The 20,221-nt window shown below is 40.5% G+C and carries 20 protein-coding genes and 1 other RNA gene; 20 read left to right on the top strand and 1 reads right to left on the bottom strand.

Annotated features, from left to right (window positions below; all coding sequences use genetic code 11):
• The first annotated feature begins 257 nt into the window (after positions 1–257).
• The 20 genes from NC238_04070 to rsmI all read left to right on the top strand — a co-directional run bounded on the left by NC238_04070 (position 258) and on the right by rsmI (position 19,759).
• Positions 258–521, top strand: coding sequence for a hypothetical protein (locus tag NC238_04070; GenBank protein MCM1565134.1), 264 nt, complete (start codon positions 258–260; stop codon positions 519–521).
• Positions 522–728: 207 nt separating this feature from the next.
• Positions 729–1,307 (top strand): hypothetical protein, encoded by a 579-nt coding sequence (locus NC238_04065; GenBank protein ID MCM1565133.1) that lies wholly within the window; start codon positions 729–731, stop codon positions 1,305–1,307.
• 18 nt (positions 1,308–1,325) lie between these two features.
• Positions 1,326–1,697, top strand: coding sequence for a hypothetical protein (locus tag NC238_04060; protein MCM1565132.1), 372 nt, complete (start codon positions 1,326–1,328; stop codon positions 1,695–1,697).
• Positions 1,698–1,799: 102 nt separating this feature from the next.
• The gene (locus tag NC238_04055) at positions 1,800–2,099 is read left to right on the top strand and encodes a hypothetical protein (GenBank protein MCM1565131.1); all 300 of its coding nucleotides are present in this window, start codon (positions 1,800–1,802) and stop codon (positions 2,097–2,099) included.
• A 126-nt stretch (positions 2,100–2,225) separates the two neighbouring features.
• Positions 2,226–2,669 (top strand): hypothetical protein, encoded by a 444-nt coding sequence (locus NC238_04050; GenBank protein MCM1565130.1) that lies wholly within the window; start codon positions 2,226–2,228, stop codon positions 2,667–2,669.
• Positions 2,670–2,686: 17 nt separating this feature from the next.
• Positions 2,687–4,087 (top strand): hypothetical protein, encoded by a 1,401-nt coding sequence (locus tag NC238_04045; GenBank protein MCM1565129.1) that lies wholly within the window; start codon positions 2,687–2,689, stop codon positions 4,085–4,087.
• 508 nt (positions 4,088–4,595) lie between these two features.
• Positions 4,596–5,144, top strand: a complete 549-nt coding sequence (locus NC238_04040; GenBank protein MCM1565128.1) for a hypothetical protein — start codon at positions 4,596–4,598, stop codon at positions 5,142–5,144.
• A gap of 160 nt (positions 5,145–5,304) precedes the next feature.
• Positions 5,305–5,889 (top strand): recombinase family protein, encoded by a 585-nt coding sequence (locus tag NC238_04035; protein MCM1565127.1) that lies wholly within the window; start codon positions 5,305–5,307, stop codon positions 5,887–5,889.
• 311 nt (positions 5,890–6,200) lie between these two features.
• A complete protein-coding gene (locus NC238_04030; protein MCM1565126.1) occupies positions 6,201–7,037 on the top strand; it encodes a hypothetical protein in 837 nt (278 codons plus the stop codon).
• Between the two features lie 421 nt (positions 7,038–7,458).
• Positions 7,459–7,725: signal recognition particle sRNA large type (gene ffs / locus NC238_04025), an RNA gene on the top strand.
• A gap of 183 nt (positions 7,726–7,908) precedes the next feature.
• Positions 7,909–9,585: a DNA polymerase III subunit gamma/tau gene (gene dnaX, locus NC238_04020; GenBank protein MCM1565125.1), complete on the top strand. Its 1,677-nt coding sequence runs from the start codon at positions 7,909–7,911 to the stop codon at positions 9,583–9,585.
• Between the two features lie 108 nt (positions 9,586–9,693).
• A complete protein-coding gene (locus tag NC238_04015) occupies positions 9,694–10,032 on the top strand; it encodes a YbaB/EbfC family nucleoid-associated protein (GenBank protein MCM1565124.1) in 339 nt (112 codons plus the stop codon).
• 81 nt (positions 10,033–10,113) lie between these two features.
• Complete coding sequence (gene recR / locus NC238_04010) at positions 10,114–10,710, top strand: recombination mediator RecR (protein MCM1565123.1); 597 nt, start codon at positions 10,114–10,116, stop codon at positions 10,708–10,710.
• A gap of 145 nt (positions 10,711–10,855) precedes the next feature.
• Positions 10,856–11,110, top strand: coding sequence for a pro-sigmaK processing inhibitor BofA family protein (locus tag NC238_04005; GenBank protein ID MCM1565122.1), 255 nt, complete (start codon positions 10,856–10,858; stop codon positions 11,108–11,110).
• A gap of 295 nt (positions 11,111–11,405) precedes the next feature.
• Positions 11,406–14,942: a pyruvate:ferredoxin (flavodoxin) oxidoreductase gene (gene nifJ, locus NC238_04000; protein MCM1565121.1), complete on the top strand. Its 3,537-nt coding sequence runs from the start codon at positions 11,406–11,408 to the stop codon at positions 14,940–14,942.
• 607 nt (positions 14,943–15,549) lie between these two features.
• Positions 15,550–16,995 (top strand): amino acid decarboxylase, encoded by a 1,446-nt coding sequence (locus NC238_03995; GenBank protein MCM1565120.1) that lies wholly within the window; start codon positions 15,550–15,552, stop codon positions 16,993–16,995.
• Between the two features lie 13 nt (positions 16,996–17,008).
• The gene (locus NC238_03990) at positions 17,009–17,854 is read left to right on the top strand and encodes a DNA polymerase III subunit delta' (GenBank protein ID MCM1565119.1); all 846 of its coding nucleotides are present in this window, start codon (positions 17,009–17,011) and stop codon (positions 17,852–17,854) included.
• Positions 17,847–18,599, top strand: coding sequence for a stage 0 sporulation family protein (locus tag NC238_03985; protein ID MCM1565118.1), 753 nt, complete (start codon positions 17,847–17,849; stop codon positions 18,597–18,599). Before NC238_03990 ends, NC238_03985 begins: the two co-directional genes overlap by 8 nt.
• A gap of 2 nt (positions 18,600–18,601) precedes the next feature.
• Entirely contained in the window at positions 18,602–18,910 is a 309-nt protein-coding gene (locus NC238_03980) for an initiation control protein YabA (protein ID MCM1565117.1), read from the top strand.
• 15 nt (positions 18,911–18,925) lie between these two features.
• Positions 18,926–19,759, top strand: a complete 834-nt coding sequence (rsmI, locus tag NC238_03975; GenBank protein MCM1565116.1) for a 16S rRNA (cytidine(1402)-2'-O)-methyltransferase — start codon at positions 18,926–18,928, stop codon at positions 19,757–19,759.
• 59 nt (positions 19,760–19,818) lie between these two features.
• Here rsmI and NC238_03970 read toward each other — a convergent pair whose 3' ends face one another.
• On the bottom strand, positions 19,819–20,085 hold the full coding sequence (locus NC238_03970) for an AbrB/MazE/SpoVT family DNA-binding domain-containing protein (GenBank protein ID MCM1565115.1): 267 nt from the start codon (positions 20,083–20,085) through the stop codon (positions 19,819–19,821).
• Positions 20,086–20,221: the final 136 nt, after the last annotated feature.

Raw genomic sequence — 20,221 nt, 5'->3', positions numbered from 1 at the left:
TATTATCAATGCCTCTCAGAGCGTCAAAATGGCCTTCTGAGTGTAATTCATTAGTTATTAGTAGATTAGATGATTTGAAGAGTGATTTTGACAGCTATAACCCTCTTAAAAGATTTTGTTGTGAAAGCAAAACAATCAGATTAGATAACTTAAATACTCCTCAAAGCCACAAGAAAGGCACTTTTCAGTACGGGCTTTTTATTAATAAAGCTTATAAAAACTAGAGATAATTAAATAAGTAGTGGAGGAAAAAAGTTATGTCAATTTTAAACCTAATAAAAAATCATGAAGAAGAACTAAATGAAATGATTATAAGTAATGATGAATACCAGAAATATTTAAATCAAACCAGTGAATTATGGAATAAGCTTAAAGCCGAAGACATTAGCCAGGAACAGAGTAGTTTTATAGAGGAACTAGAACTGGCTTCTGGTTGCATAGGGTCTATTCATTCTGAAATTTCCTATGAGAAGGGTTTTAGGGATGCAGTTAAGCTTATTATTAAAGCACTTATTTATTAAATTTTTATCTTAGTAATAAAAGAATTATATTCACTTAATCTTACCCCTCAGAGCCACAAAAGAGGTACTTCTGAGGGGTATTCATTTAATTACATATATTCTATAAACGTTCTTATAAATGTAATATAAATGTATCAGTTTATTATATAAATATATTAGTTGTAGTTGTTATTTTCTTATGTTAGTATACTTTCAGAGGTGTTGTTCATGAATCAAATTAAAAAAATAATTCAAATGTTAGGAGTGAAACAAAAGGATGTATCTAAGTATTTGGGTATTTCATCTCAATCGTTGAATGTTGTCTATAAATCGGAAAATCCTAGAAAATATAATAATCAGATAGCAAATTTTTTGGGTATTAACGTTATGTTTCTGACTAAGAATGAAATTACTTCCGAAGACAAGAATGAAATATTAAAGCAGTATTACCAAAGCAAATTATCAAAGTCAAGATCTGAAACAATAATGTTCTCTGAAGACGAAATTCTAGATTTAGAAAACTTTTTACAAGATATAGAAAGTAATTCCTTTAGAGATTACAAAAGAATTGTTTTAGAAATGATAGCCTCGAATATGGAAATTCCAAAATTAGTATTTGAATGGGGGTCAATAGGAGTACAAGAAAATAAAATAATTATCAAAAATAATAGCCAATATGATAAATTCTCATTTGACTATAAAATGTTAGAAAAAGTAATTTTTAGAGGGAATAAAATTAATCATAAAATTTACGTTTTAGAATTTACTAATGGCTTGACAATTGAAATAGATATAATTTTGAAGTAGAAAAGAGGTTTTAAAATTATGAGTAACACGAACTATATTTGTTTTGATAGATATCTTGAAGAATATGATTATTTCAAGTTAAAAAAATATGCTGATAATAGTGGAACAAGATTATCATTAAAAGAATTAAATGAAGGATGGTTTATTGATGAAGAAACAAATCAACCACTTAGAGTATACGAGGTCGAATTCCTAGATGATGAAGGTTTTTCATTTTCATTAGTGCTTCAATTTAGAGACGATATTTTGAGAGTTGTTACCATCTATGACATGGATGACTATGTTAAACCTATTAAAGAAGATTGCTACCCAGATATTACCACTGATATGTATAAAGAGGATGATAAACTCTTTGAAACATTATCAAAACAACTTGGAATTAACGCCTGATCAGAGGAAGATAATACCTCATGATTATTGGTAATTATAATTGATAAGATATTGTTTTTAGATATAGTTTTAAAAGTCATAATTTACTAGAAAGGAGGTGATATGATGTCAAAAATATCAAAAGTTCATGATAAAGTCGCTAAACTCCTTAGTGAATATCCAGAATCCCGCAACAATGATAACTATCTATTTAGACTTTACGCTCAAATCTATTATGGAATGATTTTACCGCCAATTGAAACTATTGTTTCCTATGAAACCATTTCAAGGGTTAGAAGAGATTTTCAATCAAAAGGTCTTTATCTAGCAGAAGATCGTGTTGCTAAAGCACGCTCAAAACAAAAACAAGAATTTAAAGAAGAATATAAAAAAGAACATGCCCCCAAAGCAGTAGGCATGTAAGAATTATTTGCAAACTAATATTACATGATTTTCACGGACATATCAATAAAATTGTGATTAAGGGGTATAGATTTATATCCCTTGATTAAATCTACCCATTTTTAATAATAAAAGGAGAATTATTAAATGAATAAAAAGCCCAATAAAAATAATGATAATATCCCTCTGTCTAAAAAAATAAAAGAATCCCATCCCTATATGGAAAAAATAAGAGCTTCATGGATAGCAAATTCAAGTCATGGCAAAAAAAATTCACCATGCGGGAGAAAAACATTAACAGATTATAATGCAGGTATGTGTAATGAATGGTCAGGTGAGATGGGTTTTCTTAGATATTATATCTGGCATATAGACTATGGGTACATACCTGGGAAGTCAAAGATTCAAAGAAAAGATATGACTATTGGTTTCAGCCCAGAAAATTGTTTTGTTGTCAATGATGACAATAAGAAAAAAAGTAAGCCAACAAATAAGCCAATAAAAGCTAAGAATAGTAATAATGACATTCATTTTAAAGCTGACCTAGATGGCAATAAACAAATTAAAATTATCATTTCATATGAAGAATAAGGAGGAAATAAATAGCTTTGAAGAAGCAGAAAATTGATGACTATACCAAAGGAATTCTGGACGAATTAAAGGATACTCAGCAAACGCTGGTCATTAATCCATCACAAGATTATTGCAATAATAATTTAGTATATACATTCACAAACGATGATCTATATTACCTTGTCGGTTCAGATAAAAAGGTTATAAAGTATTCCGATTTAAAGGATAAAGGCATAAAACTCAGAAATAATAATGTCCCTGCTATGTGTAATTTTAGAGCAGTATCAGCAGTCAATTTTATTAAAGGTGAAAATAGCATTAATATTTTGGAGTGTTTTAATAATATAATTTCTCACATGAAAAAGTACGTTGTTTTTGAGGACAATAGAATATTTACTATTTTAACCTTATGGGTGATAGGTACATATTTCTATAAAATCTTTAGATATTACCCATATATTTGGCTTAATGCCGATAAAGGAAGCGGAAAGACAAGGGTCATGGAAGTAATATTACCCCTCGCATTTAACGCTGTGATGGCTGTAAACCACTCTGAAGCCTCTGTATTTAGACTTGTTGACGTTGATGGTGCAACATTATTGATCGATGAATTTGAGAAGCTTAAAAAGGATAATCAGCAGGGCATAATGACTCTTTTAAATAGCGGTTTCAATGCAGAAGCATCAGTAATCAGAAATGACAGACAAGGCGATTCTTTTAAGCCAACTCCATTTTCATCATACTCTCCAAAAGTCTTTGCTGGTATAGATGATATATCGGACGTTTTAATGGATAGATGTATCAAAATAAAGATATTCAAAAAGCCCAAAGGGATAAATATCGATAGATATAAGCTAGACAATGAAACACAGGAATTTCTCAGAGAATTGAGAGATGAACTATATATTTGTGGTCTTCAATATGCAGATAGTATCAAGAGAATATACGACAGCAATCTTATAAGATTACCAAATGAATTGTCTGATAGGGAAAAAGACATTTGGGAAGTATTATTCTCAATCGCCAATTTCATTGATAGCAAGCACAAAACGTCATTTGAACAGATATTGAATGAATTCTCCCTTGATTCCAGTAAGGAAAGATCAAAGGTCAATATTGAAAAGAATGATTCTTATAAATTAATCAGCGTTCTTATCGACATCATTCCGACGATGAAGCCAAAGAAAATTGATGGCGAAAATAAATTGTATGATTCAGATGAAGTATTTGAGAAATTCAAAAAAACCGAGGAGTTTGGTTGGTTAAAGACTAAAAATTATCTAACTACGATGCTAAATAATAAATTTAATATTAGTTGTGAAAGACTTACGATAAACAGTAAAAAGACAAGGCTTTATAGCATATCCACTAATCAATTAAAGGAGTTGGTAGACAGATATAATTTGAATGAAGTTATTGATTTGAGCGATTTATAAAGGTTGGTCTTGGTCTTGCGGTCTCGGAGCGGTCTCGTAAAAAGTCAGTATTATCAAGCGTTTGAGGGGTATAAGACCGATAGACCAAAGAATAATATAATAAATATAAGGGATATTTTTACTAGAAATCTTAATGTGTCATACTTTGAAAATGTGCGGTCTTGTGGTCTTGAATGCTGAAACACGCTTGAATAGGGCGTTTTCTGAAAGGTGTTCGGACTGCAAGACCGACTTTATTTTGATGATTTGAGTAAATTTATCACTTCTGCTATAAAAATGATGTTATATGATGCGAACAATATGATCATTTTTTTACCATATTTATGGCTGAAAACCTTGGTAAATTGCGTTTTGGGAATTGTAGACGATATAATACTCTATACCGTGTTTTTTTCCTTCTTATTCGAAAGGAGTTATTACATATTCGGAGAATTTAACTATTAATAGGATATAGTGGTATTCAATGTAATTAATTCCATTATTAAAGAATAAGAAAGGATGATAGTAAATGAATCCGTCAGATATCTACCAAAAAGCGTATCATCTTCATTATGAAGAAGGCGATTATAAAGAGGCCTTAAAACTTTACAATCAGATTATCAGCGAGTTTCCATCAAGCCAAGAGGCAACATACTCAAAAAGTCAAATAAAAAATATTGAAGACGGAAATATCAAAGCTCCAAAAAAGCAGGGAGAAAAGACAATGAAAGTAAAAGCCTGTCCATATTGTGAAGCGATAATAACCAAAAATGATTCAGATCAAGTTCCTGAATTCTGTCCAGATTGCGGGAAGAAAATAAATCCTAGAGAAATGTTAAGCCTTAATATTAAAGAAACAGCAGATTATGTTAACCCCTCAAATACTATTGCTACTATTATAAAAGTTTTAGGATGGATTACTATCATCTTTGGTATTATTATTGGAATTCTAATGACAGGTAGTAATACTGGAATTGCTTTACCGTATATTATTGGTTGTATTATTACAGGTATTTTTATGTTTGGTTTTTCAGAAATAATCAATTTACTTCATAAGATAAATATAAAATTAAAATAATATTGAGCCAAATATTAAACGGATAATTACTTGAAAGTAATTAATTGTAATAGTCATAACTTAACAGTATTGACTATGATTTTTTGTTGTAGTAAAATAAAGGCATAGAGCGTAATCAAAACATATGGTCAAAACTATGATCTGAAAAGAGGTAAATATTATGAAAACTATAGGCTATGCCAGAGTTAGCACAAGACAACAGGCGAATTGTGGGAACAGTTTAGAAGATCAAGAAAAAGCATTAAAGGAAAAAGGCTGTTCAGAAGTTTTCAAAGAAAGTTATACTGGCACAAAAACAGATAGACCAGTGTTTAATGAAATGCTGAATACACTCGAATCTGGCGATACTCTTATAGTTACAAAGCTTGATAGATTTGCAAGGACAGCCACAGAAGGCGTTAATTTAATTAGAGAATTGATGGCTAAAGGTATTGGCGTAAATATACTTAATATGGGAATGGTAGAGGATTCCCCTATAGGGAAAGTCACATTAACTGTAATGAGTGCATTTGCAGAATTTGAGCGTGATATGATTGTTGAACGTACACAAGCTGGTAAGGCAATAGCAAAAACCAAAGCAGGATTTAAAGAAGGTAGACCAAAATTATTTACTGATACTCAAATAAACCATGCTTTAGATTTGTTGGAGAAATACTCTTATACTCAGGTTGCAGAAATGACCAAAATTAGTAAGGCGACTTTAACAAGGGAAATGAGGAAACGGAAGGCTGGATTACCAAAATAACAAATAATCTTGAAGAAGGGATATAGCCTCTTCTTTTTTGGTGGGGGGTAGTTTACATTAAATGGTCTTAATTATTTCTGTGCAAGTCGTTAAGTACACCAAGGTAGACACCTCTGTTAGTATAGTTCGAATATGAGCTATATCACGATAAATTTCTAAATAAACAGGAATTTACAGAATAGTGTCGTATTTATTTATGAAATATGTGACAGATAATGAAAGCGACGAATAACTTTTTTTGATTTGAAGCTATTTATTATGTTAATTCTTATATTAATTTTCCCAAAACAATTGGATAAAGGAGACAGCTGATGCATGTACAAATAAATAGTTTAATATATGGATTAGCTACAAACCCGTGGCTAGCAATTATCTCGACTTTCATTGGTATTCTTAGTCTAATCCTAGGAATAATATTTTTCATCAAAAGTAAAAAGACAAAGAACCCAAAGGTTCAAATACGAAGTATAAATTTATTACGTGATTCAGTAGAAAAATTTAACGGATTACAAATTTTGTACAATGGAAATAAAATACCAAATGTTACAGTAACAAAAATTGCTTTATGGAATGATGGTAAGGATACTATAAATAATAGTGATATTGCTTCAGCAGATCCATTACTGATAAAATGTAAAGATGATTATCTAATTTTAGAAGCAAAGATAATATATACTAAGAAGGAATCAAATGACGTAAAATTGCACCAAATTGAGCAAGGGAAAAGTTATGCTATTGAATTTGATTATTTAGATTTTGAAGAAGGAGCTGTCATTCAGGTATTACACACTGGCAATTCTTCAAACGACATTCAATTTTGCGGAACAATAAAAAGTGCTGGGAAAGTAAATACTCGAAAAAAGCATCAAAAGTTTATTAGACCATTCTTGGCAATAGACATAATAGATTTAATAATGAAAAGGAAAAATTTTAGAAAATGGTTTGGTATATTTTATATAATAATGGGATTGCTATTACTTTCTTTGGCCTTATTTGCTCCAAATAGCGTAACAGAATTAACAGTAGAAGGTAAAACTTTTTCACTTTATCTTTCTATATTTTTATCTATAGTATTTGTTAGTTTTGGATTTATTGTGATACGGAAAAGAATTCCGAAAGGGTTTGAAATTTTCGAAGAAAATATCTAACCAAAGTCTCATTTATTAAGTCAGATGCTCCTTTTATAGACTACTTGAATATCAAGCGGGTACAGAATAATCTGTACCCACTTTTTATAAATTTATTTAAGACCAAATTGCTTAAATGGGGAATATTACATACACATTAGTGTTGTCAAAATTATTTTTTATGATATAGTATTCAAAGTAGGTGTGTAATAAAACGAGCCAACAGGAATATGAAAAGCATTGATGCTAATGGCGTAAAACCCTTATAGAATGCGGGTTTGGCTGAGTTGGTCGAAGGCGCTCGCCTGGAAAGCGGGTACATGGTGATGAACTGTGTCGTGGGTTCGAATCCCACTCTCTCCGCCATTGACATTATTCGAAGCCTTGACATTTAAGGCTTTTTATTTATTTACTTTCTTTTTCATGGTATAATAAAGTTTGACCGTGCTAGACGGGGAGTCAGCGGTTCCTTGTAACCCGCAATCCGCTATAGCGGGGTTTAATTCCTTTGATGAGGATCTGGTCGTCGGAGCAGTCCATGTTTGAATGTGATGAGTTTCTGGTCTTGCGCAACGGAACGCTTTGAACCGTGTCAGATCCTGACGGAAGCAGCACTAAGGAGTTAGTTCTGTGTGCCGCGAGGTGACCGGGAATGAACATTTGAGCAGGGTTAACGTCCGGAGGTTTTGGTTCGATCAAAGGTGCACGGTCTTTATTCATATAAGGTGGTTTTGGAGACCATCTTTTTTGGTGTATCAGAAAATTCAAGTTTCTGGTCGTATATCCGAAAGTATATTGCTTTTTGATATATCTAAGTGCAACTAAGGCTTCCGCCAACGGCTTGGCGTCGGCCAAGTATTCTTTATGAATTTAGGAAGTGACGGGTGATAACATGGCATATCTTGCACTTTATCGAGAGTGGCGGCCCAAAAAATTCAGTGAGATGGTGGGCCAGGAACATGTCAAAATAACCTTGACTAATGCACTGAACCAGAATAAGGTCGCGCATGCTTATATGTTCAGCGGACCCCGGGGTACAGGAAAGACTTCGGCAGCGAAGATTTTGGCGAAAGCACTGAACTGCTCCGACCGGGATGGCGCTGAACCGTGCAGCCGGTGTGCATCGTGTCTGGATATTGACCAGGGAAATGCGATGGATGTTCTGGAAATCGATGCCGCTTCCAACAGGGGCATTGATGAAATCCGGGATTTAAGAGAGAAAGTAAAGCTGGCGTCGTCCGGCGGCAAATATAAAGTATATATTATCGATGAAGTCCATATGCTCACACCTGAGGCTTTTAATGCTTTGCTCAAAACATTGGAGGAGCCACCGGTCAATGTTGTCTTTGTCTTGGCAACGACGGAGGCCCATAAAGTGCCACTGACGATTTTATCCAGAGTGCAGAGATTTGAGTTCCACCGCATTTCCGCGGAAGGCATTGCGATGAGACTGCAGGAGGTGTGTCAGGCTTTAGGGCGGGATATCGAGACCAAAGCACTGCGGGTTATCGCGGCTAAGGCCGAAGGTGGTTTGCGCGATGCATTAAGCATCCTCGACCAGTGTCTACTGCAGGATGATCCTATCAGGATGGAGCATGTTTATCAGGTGATCGGCATGGTTGGGGAAACATTCAGTGCAGATCTGACGGATTCCCTGCTGAATCAAGATTATGCTTTGACCCTGGCTAAGCTCGGAGAAGGAATTTCTCTGGGTCGGGATCCCCGGCAAATCATCCGCGAACTGTTGGACTATCTGCGGCAGGCGCTGTTATATTTGACCGGCGGTCAGGAACCTTTGATGGCACCTGAGATGACCCGGCGGCTTGTTGCGCAGAGTCAGGCAATCGGTCTGAACCGGCTTCTCTGCTGGATCAATGTCCTTCTGAAGGGTGAAGGGGAATTGCGCTACGCGACAAATGCCCGTCTGGCAGCGGAAATGATTCTGGTGCAGACCATTTTTGGAGCAGATATAGCGGGGGGTTCAACTGATACAACCGAAAACCGGCCTAAAGAAACGCACGTTAAACAGCCGCAAAAGGCCGTGCAGACGGCCGGTAAACATCCGGCTGAAAGTAAGGATGAGGCTCCAACGAAGGCAGTTGAAACCACCGAACAGGACCAGAATATGGCTGAAACCTTACCTGCTGCTGAACAAGGCAGTGTCAACTTCCAGACGGTCCAGGATAAATGGCCGGAAATACTCGAGGAAGTCCGGAAACGGAAAAGATCTACCCATGCTTTCCTGCTGGAGGGAAAACCGCTTGCCGTAAAAGATGATCAGGTCTATTTGGTTTTTAAAGACGGCTATTCTTTCCACCGGGACAAATTCAATCAGGTAGAAAATAAAAATGTTGTGGAAGAAGTACTTCTGCAAACATTTGGTAAAAAACTCAGTCTGAACAACCTTATTGAAAGTGAGGTTCAGGCTCTGCCGGCTGAAGCTGCGGATTCTACAGAGTCAAAAAAAAGAGTAACGGACCGGATGGGACCAGCTGAAGACGACTATTTGGTCCAAAAAGCCCGCGAATTATTTGGAGATCAGCTTGTGCAGGTGCGAAAAGAAAAGTAATATAGATGATAGACAGCTTTAAGCGAGCCATAAGCGAGCAAACGAATGTTAGAAAAAAGAATCAAGCAATAGCAAAAAAAGAATAGTCGAATAAGGAGAGTGTTATTCATGGGATTTAAACAAGGCGGTGGCGGAATGGGCAATATGAACCAGATGCTGAAACAGGCACAGAAGATGCAAGAGAATATGATGAAAGCGAAGGAAGAACTGGAAAGTCAAAGTATTCAGGCATCTTCAGGCGGCGGCATGGTGGAAGTCGTTGTCAGCGGTAAAATGGAAGTTCTGGAACTTAAAATAAAGCCGGAAGCGATTGATCCGGATGACGCTGAACTACTCGAGGACATGATTAAAGCTGCAATCAACCAGGGACTTAGGAATGCCCAGGCGATGGTCGAGAACGGCATGGCCAAAGCAACCGGAGGATTCAATATTCCCGGATTATTCTAAAACATTGATACCGTTTAACGCTAAATCTAATCAGTTTAAGGTTGACAAGGGACTAGAAAAATTCTGGAGAGTATACATTTTATGGATTATCTATATTACCCTCAGCCAGTATCCGATTTGATTGCGGCATTTTCTCGCTTGCCTGGGGTTGGGCCGAAGACTGCAGGGCGCCTTGCCTTTTATCTTTTGAGGCATCCGGATCAAGCCGGTGATCTGACGCAGACAGTGACAAAAGCGTTGCAGGAAATCAAACAATGCACGGTTTGCGGGAATTATACCGATATTGATCCATGTAAAATTTGTTCAGGGGAGCGCAGGGACAGAACGCTTCTTTGTGTCGTAGAACAGCCCCGCGATGTGATTGCGCTGGAGAAGACCGGCGAATATAAAGGGCTTTATCATGTCTTACACGGTGTACTGTCGCCAATGGAAGGGATCGGGCCGGAGCAGCTTAATCTATCTCCATTATTCCACCGGCTGGAAGGGGTTCAGGAAGTTGTACTGGCAGTGAATCCAACGGTTGAAGGTGAGGCCACCTCATTGTATATTTCAAAGCTCCTAAAACCCATCGAGATTAAAGTGACAAAGATCGCGCATGGCCTGCCGGTAGGCGGAGATTTAGAATACGCGGATGAAGTCACCATTGCCCGGGCGCTCGAAGGCAGACGTCAGCTGTAAATCAGATGTCGGTCCGTATTTTTAGATTGTATTGATCATTGTGGGAGTATCTGAATTTGGGATACTCCCTTTGCTATTTTGGTTCTATCTTGTCCACTGTCGGCATAGCCTGATAACAGGATATACGGCGGGAGGAATCATCATCATGACGTTCGTTTTTTTAGGGTTGTTTATTGTCCTATTAATATTGGTGACCGTGGCCTCATTAAGAAAACCCAATAAACTGATTAAGCTCTTCATTCACATCCTTGGCGGAATTGTCGGTTTATGGGTCGTGGATTTGCTGTTAAGCATTTTTTCATTTGAGATCCCGATTAATATTTTTACCGTGAGTGTTGTCGCGATACTTGGATTTCCTGGGGTAATTGTGCTTGCTGTTCTGCAATTAATAGGAATATAAATTGTCTGATTGAATACAGTATTCTTTTTTAAATAAGCCCTGTTGCAGCAAAATTAAGCTTGACGAATAGAACAAATAAAAAGTATACTAAAATAGCAGGGGACTATCGTAAAAAAATAGTTCCCTGTATTTGTAGCCTAATCCAGGTAGTTTACTCTTAATCGCATACTACTGGCCGAAGCAACATTTTCAATCCGTTAATGTTATTTTTTTAGTTTCTTTTATTTAATTGGTCGGATAGGGGTTATCTCTAACGAAAGAAAAACAAACAAGAAGATTGAGGAGGAGAAAACAAATGTCGAAAATGAAAACAATGTCAGGGAACGAAGCTGCTGCGCATGCTTCATATGCGTTTTCCGAAGTAGCTACTATTTTCCCGATTACCCCTTCATCCGACATGGCAGAGCTTGTTGATGAATGGGCTGCGTATGGCCGTAAGAATATTTTTGGCCAACCGATGAAGGTAGTTGAGATGCAATCGGAAGCCGGAGCCGCTGGTGCTTTTCATGGTTCGCTGCAGGCCGGAGCGCTTACTACGACGTATACGGCTTCTCAAGGTCTGCTTCTGATGATTCCGAATATGTATAAAGTCTCCGGTGAGCAGCTGCCCGGTGTCTTTCATGTCAGTGCCAGAGCACTTGCAGCACATGCCTTGTCCATCTTTGGCGATCATCAGGATGTCATGTCTGTCCGGATGACCGGCTTTGCGATGTTAAGTTCCGGAAGTGTGCAGGAAGCCATGGATCTTGCTTACATCGCTCACCTCTCTGCAATAAAAGCCAGAGTGCCGTTCCTTCATTTCTTTGATGGCTTCAGGACTTCTCATGAGATTTCCAAAATCAACGTGCCGGAGTATGAAGAAGTTGGAACGCTGCTTGATTGGGAAGCATTGAAACAGTTCAGAGACAATGCCTTGAATCCTGAACATCCCTGTCTCAGAGGGACCGCCCAGAATCCCGATATCTACTTTCAGGCCCGCGAAGCCAGTAATAGTTTTTATCAGGCGGTGCCTGGGATTGTCGAAGAATATATGCAAAAATATAAGGGTCTTACGGGACGTGAATATAAGCTCTTTCAGTATTATGGAGCTCAGGATGCTGAGCGGGTTATTATTGTTATGGGTTCTGTCGGGGATACAATCAGTGAAACGATTGATTATCTCGCAGCCCAGGGTGAAAAAGTAGGTGTATTAAGGGTTCGTTTGTTCCGGCCTTTCTCTGCGGAACACTTTATCGCAGCTTTGCCCAAGACAGTCAAGAAAATAGCTGTATTGGAACGTACCAAAGAGCCGGGTTCCCTTGGCGAACCTTTATACCTTGATGTTGTAGATGTTTTCTCCAAGCAGGCCGAAAAACCGGTAATTGTCGGCGGACGCTATGGTCTGGGTTCCAAGGATACCACACCTTCTCAGATCCTCGCGGTATATGAGAACCTGAAAGCGGAAAGTCCCAAGCACGGTTTCACGATCGGCATTATTGATGATGTTACGTTTACTTCTTTGGAAGAGAAGCAATTTATTGATACAACCCCTGAAGGAACCATCAGCTGCCAGTTCTGGGGACTTGGTGCGGATGGAACCGTCGGTGCCAATAAGCAGGCGATCAAGATTATCGGAGATTTCACGGAACTCTATGCTCAGGCTTATTTCGCCTATGACAGCAAGAAATCAGGAGGTACGACCGTATCGCATCTGAGATTTGGCAAAACCGCGATCAAAGCGCCTTATCTTGTCAATACCGCGAACTACATTGCCTGTCATAACCAGTCTTATGTGGATAAATATCATCTGCTGAAAGGACTGAAACCTGGAGGTACGTTCGTATTAAACTGTCAGTGGCCGGTGGAGGAACTGGACGAAAAGCTTCCTGATGCACTCAAAAAAGCCATTGCGGCTAAGAATGCCAAGTTCTATATTATTGACGCCGGCAAGATTGCCAGGGAAATTGGACTCGGCAGCAGGATCAATATGATTATGCAGTCGGCCTTCTTCAAGCTGGCCAAAGTCATTCCGCTGGAGGATGCGCTTCAGTACCTGAAGGATTCGGTTGTTAAGGCCTATGGCAAAAAGGGACAGGAAGTCGTTGACATGAACAATAAGGCGATCGATGCCGGATGTAATGCACTTGTGCAAGTTGAAGTTCCCGCATCCTGGGCTGAGGCCGATGCCAATAAGGGCATTTTCCTCGGAAATGAGAAAGACCCTGCCTTTATTAAAGATGTTGCGCGTGTTATGGCTGCCCAGGAAGGTGACAAACTTCCGGTAAGTGCATTTTTAGGCCGTGAGGACGGAACATTTCCTCTGGGGACCTCGGCTTACGAGAAACGCGGGATTGGTACTGCGATTCCTGAATGGATCAAAGATAACTGCACCCAATGCAACCAATGTTCTTATGTATGCCCGCATAGCGCGATCAGACCTTTCCTGATGGATGAGCAGGAAGCGGCTCAGGCTCCGGAAGCTTTTGCTGCTGTCAAGGCTGCCGGCAAAGATCTGGCCGGACTCCAATACCGCATGCAGGTCAGCCCGCTCGATTGCACAGGCTGCGGCAACTGCGCGGATATTTGTCCTGCGAAAGAAAAAGCGCTGGTTATGAGGGAAGTCGAAGAGATGACCGCGGTCCAGGCTCCTCTCTGGGAGTATGCAGTGGCTTTAAGCGGTAAAGAAGACAAAATTGCCAATAAATATTCCGTGAAGAACAGCCAGTTTGTTAAACCGCTGCTTGAATTCAGCGGCGCTTGCCCCGGCTGCGGAGAGACTGCCTATGTAAAACTCTTAACCCAGCTGTTTGGGGATCGGATGATGGTTGCAAATGCCACAGGTTGTACGTCGATCTGGGGCGGCAGTGCTCCTTCCATTCCATATACCACCAACAAAGAAGGTAAAGGACCTACCTGGGCCAACTCCTTGTTTGAAGACAATGCTGAATACGGGTATGGTATGTATCTTGGCGTTCAGCAGATGCGCAGCAGACTGGCTGACGAAATGAAGCAGGCCCTCAGTCTGGATATTCCTGCGGAAATGAAAGCAGCTTTCCAGGAATGGACAGAGAATATGAATGATGGAGATACCTCCAAGGCTGCTGCCAAAAAAGTGCTTGACGCTTTTGCTTCCGTCGATGTGAAGTCCAATGAACTTCTGCAAAAGATTTGGGAGAAGAAAGATCACTTGGTCAAAAAATCACAGTGGATCATCGGTGGAGACGGCTGGGCTTATGATATCGGCTACGGCGGACTGGACCATGTCCTGGCTTCAGGCGATGATGTCAATATTCTGGTTCTCGACACAGAAGTCTATTCGAATACAGGCGGTCAGGCTTCCAAGGCAACACCACGTGCTGCCATTGCTAAATTTGCTGCAGCCGGCAAGAAAATCCGCAAAAAGGATCTCGGCATGATGGCCATGAGCTACGGCTATGTTTACGTTGCCCAGGTTGCTCTGGGATCCAGCATGACTCAGACCTTAAAGGCCATTCAGGAAGCAGAGGCGTACAAAGGACCTTCTCTGGTTATTGCGTATGCACCCTGTATCAACCATGGCATTCATTCCGGTATGGCGACCAGTGTCACACAGGCCAAGAAAGCTGTTGAAGCCGGGTATTGGCATCTGTACCGTTACAATCCGGATCTTCTCGAAAAAGGAGAAAAACCGTTTACCCTCGATTCGAAAGAGCCATCAGCGTCCTTCAGAGATTTTATCATGTCTGAAGTAAGATACAGCTCCTTGCTTCGTACTTTCCCGGATACGGCGGAAGACCTTTTTAAAGGAGCCGAAAAATTTGCCGGAGAACGCTACAAATCATACAAGCGCCTGAATGATCAGGATTGGAACTAACACTGCAAAATTGGAGAACAAACAATGAAGCTGCTGCAGGCAGATGATGAACATTTGCCGCGGCAGCCTCTTTTTTTAGTTTCCATATCCGGCAAAAGGGTACTAATAACTCTTTTTTAAGGGAAGAATATACTATAAGCATCAAGTACCATATCAACCCTAGATCTTATAATATCCTGGTGGCAGATTTCTTTTAATACTGCGTGTCTTGCAGCTACTTGCCTTAAAAAAATCTGATCCCATTATATAATAATTTTAGGGTTGACAAGGTACTAAATAAACAGTAAGCATTTTGGTTAACCGAAAGGAATGAGTCTCAATGCATAATATTTATCCACGTTGTTCACTGTGCCGGAATACTCCCTTAAATGGTCTGTATGACGGGCTTCGCCTTGCCGGAAAGTTTATTTGCTCAGCTTGTGAAGAACAAATTATGACAGCCGATGTCCGGACCCCAACGTATCAGGAGAATTTACTGCTTATACGGAAAGTCCTATACGGACAGTCTGCTGATTACATATGTGGACAGTCAAATCGCTAAAACAAAGGTGAAATACAAGTGAAAATATGCTAAAATAAAATGATACCTATTGTGGGGAGGAACCCGGTGGATTCACTGAGAAAAGGACTTGATGACTACTGTGGGCAGGGTATGATTTCGTTTCATACGCCTGGTCATAAAGGCAGTAAGGAACTACTGTCCGGAATGATGTTTCCGGATTATGATTTAACGGAACTTCCAGGGTTGGATATGCTCCACCATCCACATGGGATTATCGCTGAAGCACAGAAAAAAGCTGCGGAAGCTTATGGATCGGAAGAGACCTTTTTTCTGATTAACGGAGGTACTGCGGGTAACCAGTCTATGTTTGCCGCGCTGATGGCCGGCACGCGGCTGACAGACAGAAAAGTCCGAATTGACCGCAGGGCACACCGATCCGTTTTTGGTGCCTTGATTCTGTCGGGGGTTGTTCCCGAATATATTGCTCCGATTATTCATCCGGATTTTCATTTGGCTCTAGGAATGGATGCGGCAGAATATTCCGACGATCTGGCAGGAATTGGGGCACTGCATCTGACGAGTCCAAGTTATTACGGAACGGTCACAGATCTCAAAACAATCATCAAGCAAAGGGACGGGAATGCTCCGTTTGTTCCGATCCTGGTGGATCAAGCCCATGGCTCCCATTTGCAGGGAGAGCTGTTCCCTGCCGGTGCCGTAGCCGAAGGAGCAGACCTGGTACTCCATAGTTCCCATAAGACCCTCGCGGCGCTCACTCAGGCCGGGATGCTCCATGTACAGGGCAGCAGAGTTGACCGCACGTCCCTAAAAAAATCATTGGAATTTCTGCAGACTTCCAGTCCGAGCTATCTTTTGATGGCTTCTCTGGAAACGGCGCTTGAAGGATTAACACAGACACAGATCTGGCAGGATCTTTACGTGGAAGTATGTCTGCTGCACCGAAAACTGGAGGGACCTTTTCGGATACTTACAGGTAAGGACTCCGGGAAATATGGTATTTATGATGTTGATTGGTCCAAAATTCTGATCAATGTTTCGGGTTTGGGCTTGACTGCGTTTGAAGCTGTAGATTTTTTAAGAAAGGTATTCCAGATTGAGCCTGAATTATGGGACAAAGAAAATATTCTTTTTATGCTCGGCGCAGGCAGCAGGCCCGAGGACGTACGTCATTTGACGAAGGCGCTAGAATACCTGGTGGGCAAGTACCGTCGGCCGGCAGGACAGCAAAAGGAGCGAAGAACGGATCAATCTCAGAATTCTGCCAGATCAGGCTCCACTCTGCTTATCCCTCCGATGCATTTGACACCGAGGGAAGCATGGCTGGCAGCCAAGAAACCGGTGAAACTAAAGGATGCCCTTGGTTTAATTTCCGGAGAAACTATTTCGATTTATCCCCCCGGCATCCCGCTTATTGCAGGAGGAGAAGAGATCACCTCTTATGTGTTGGAATATCTGAACAGGGCCAGGGAGTATAATTGGCAGGGGTGGGATGGTTCGGAACGCGGAGAAATTCTCGCAGTGAATATTTAAGGTGGATAGGATCATGGGGATCAATTATACATTATTAACAAAAGCAGCGCTTGAAGGAAAACTGGCCCATTTTCTCTTATTTCACGGTAGCGGGATGATCGAAAGAGAAAGGGCTGTTCGAGATCTTGCTCTCATGTTAAACTGTAGAAAAGAAAACAAACCCTGCAGGGAGTGTCCGGATTGTAGAAAAATGTTATCCGGCAATCACCCTGATTTTCATATGATCAGGCCGCAAAAGACATCGATTGGCATCGAACAGATTATTCAGATTCAGGGGAAACTATATCGTAAGACCTATGAAGGGAAATTCCGGATATGTTTGGTTGACCAGGCAGACAAGCTTACGCTCCCTGCTGCGAATGCGTTGCTTAAATTGGCCGAGGAGCCACCAGATCATACGTTAATTGTCTTAAGTGCAGGAAATGCCGAGGGAATTATTAATACCTTAAGGAGCCGTGCTCAGGAAGTCTATTTCTCTTCACCGGCAGAAAGCGATTGGCTGGAGGAGACGGATGCTTTCCGGCTTAGCGGCGGAGATCCAGATCTGGCAAGGAAAATCCAGGAGGTTGGTCTAAGCCGGATCAAGAGCCTGTCGGGAAACTATCTGGAGGCCATCGAAAAAAAAGATTTCCTGAAAATGTTTGCGCTTTTTCCGATGGAAAGAGAAGAAGGCCAGCTTCTTCTGCAGGTCCTGGCTGTTGTCCTGAAAGAAATGGTGATTAAAGGGCAGCAGTCACCTCAGGTTCTTAAAGAAATTACACAAATGACAGAAGCCGTCCGCAGACAGGTTAATCACAGGCTGGCGCTGGAAGTACTGGCCCTAAAACATTTGAAATTGGGAGGAACCGATATTGGCTAAAGTTGTTGGTATTCGTTTCAAAAAAGCCGGCAAGATCTATTATTTTCTTCCCGGCAGCCTCGATATAAAGCCGAACGACGGTGTTATTGTGGAGACGGTACGGGGAATGGAATACGGTAAAGCGGTCATTTCATTAAAAGAGATTTCCGAAGAGGAAGTGGTATCGCCGCTCAAAGAGGTGCTGCGCTTAGCAACACCCGAAGATGAGGAAATCTATCAAAACAATGAGAAGAAAGAAAAAGAGGCTTTTCAGATATGCCTCAGAAAAATTCATGCCCATCAGCTTCCGATGAAACTGATTGATGTAGAATATACTTTTGATGGCAATAAGATTATTTTTTCTTTTACAGCCGAAGGCCGGGTGGATTTCAGGGAACTGGTGAAAGATCTGGCCTCCGTATTCCGTACCCGCATAGAACTTCGACAGATCGGGGTGCGGGATGAGGCGAAGATGCTCGGAGGACTCGGTTCCTGTGGCAGGGAACTGTGCTGCAGCTCTTTCCTGGGAGATTTCGAACCGGTATCGATCCGGATGGCCAAAGATCAGAATCTTTCGCTTAACCCGACAAAAATTTCCGGCATCTGCGGAAGGCTGATGTGCTGTCTTAAATATGAGAATAGCTGCTATGAATGCCACAACACATTAAATAAGGGACCCAAAGAGAATCGAATTTTCTCTGAGGTATATGATAAGGAGAGCCAAGAAGAATTGCGCAAACTTGTTGCCGAAGAAGCGGAGGAATAGAGTTGGGCCAGCTATATCAGGCAATTACGGAAGTTGAAGAAAATATCTCAACGCTTTTAAGTGAAGTAAAAAGCCTTAGACAATATGTTGAGTATCTGGAAGAAGAAAACGTCAAACTAAAAAGGCAGCTTTGTGCCGTCTCAGAGGCAGATACGGTCAGGGTACAGAAAAATGCAGCCAAAATCCAAAAGGAAGCACAGGAAAATCTCGAAAAGCTCTATCAGGAAGGTTTTCATGTCTGCCATATTTATTTCGGCGAACCCGTTGAAGGAAGCTGCCTTTTCTGCAATGCTTTTCTTCGTAAAGACTGACGACCGGAGGATATCATGCCGCAAACAGGGATTTTGTATGTCTGTGCCACCCCAATCGGCAATTTAGGAGATATTACGCTTCGGGTGCTCGAAACACTGAAAGCAGTCGATTTTATAGCCGCGGAAGATACGAGGCATTCGAGAAAACTTCTTGATCATTATCAGATTAAGACCCCTCTTTTAAGTTACCATGACCATAATGAAAAATCGCGTGCCGAGGAGATTGTTCGCTTCTTAAAAGAAGGAAAAAGCGGTGCGTTGGTCTCTGATGCGGGAATGCCCGGGATATCTGATCCCGGTCATATACTTATTGCCCGCTGTCAGGAAGAAAAAATCTGTGTTGACGTTTTGCCTGGCGCCAATGCTGCTTTAACAGCACTTGTTCTGTCGGGAATGCCGGCGGAGAATTTTCTCTTTCTGGGATTTTTGCCTTCAACAAAAACAGAGCGCAAAAAAATCCTGAGAAAAATGACCGAAATTCCTTACACCATTATTCTCTATGAGGCACCTCACCGGATCAAAGCAACGCTGGAAGACATTCTGGAGATTCTTGGGGACCGTCAGACTGCAGTAGCCAGGGAGCTGACTAAACTGCACCAAACGGTACACAGGGGTCTCGCAAATGAACTTCTGCAGGAATTCCGGCTTGCACCAGTAAAAGGTGAATGCTGTATTATTCTGGCACCTGCAGAAAAAAACATTGATCCCGGGGACCCTTCCCTTTGGATGGAGGACCTCCGAAAATTTGAAAAAGACGGCAAAGATCGCAAGGAAGCAATGAAAATGGTTGCTAAAAAATATGGTATGAGTAAAAGTATGATTTATAAGGCTTTTCTGGATCAGAAGTGACAAAATGGACAAAAAAAACAGGAAGTAACTATTTACCTCCTGTCTGGAAAGCCAGATGTTCAACCGGCTTTATTTTCTGAAGCAGCAGCTTCCCCCATTGCCGCGGCACATTCACGACAGACATTCTTCCCGCGGAATACTTGAACATTGGAAGCATTGCCACAGAAGACGCAAGCTGGCTCATACTTTTTAAGTATGATTTTTTCTTCGTCAACATATATTTCCAAAGCGTCTCTTTCATCAATTCCTAATGTTCTGCGAAGTTCGATTGGTAATACGACCCGACCCAATTCATCAACTTTTCTCACAATTCCTGTGGATTTCATAATTTTCATCCCCTTTCTCAACAAGTTTCGACATATATCATCCTAATGTTACCAATCATGCCTGAAAAAGTCAATAGGCGAAAAGTTTTAAAAACGCTTTTTTATCACAAAAAATATATAGTATATTCATGATATC

Source organism: Dehalobacter sp. (genome assembly GCA_023667845.1).
Taxonomy (GTDB): Bacteria; Bacillota; Desulfitobacteriia; order Desulfitobacteriales; family Syntrophobotulaceae; genus Dehalobacter.
Note: the sequence above shows the minus strand (reverse complement) of the source record. Positions and strands in the feature narration are given on the sequence as shown.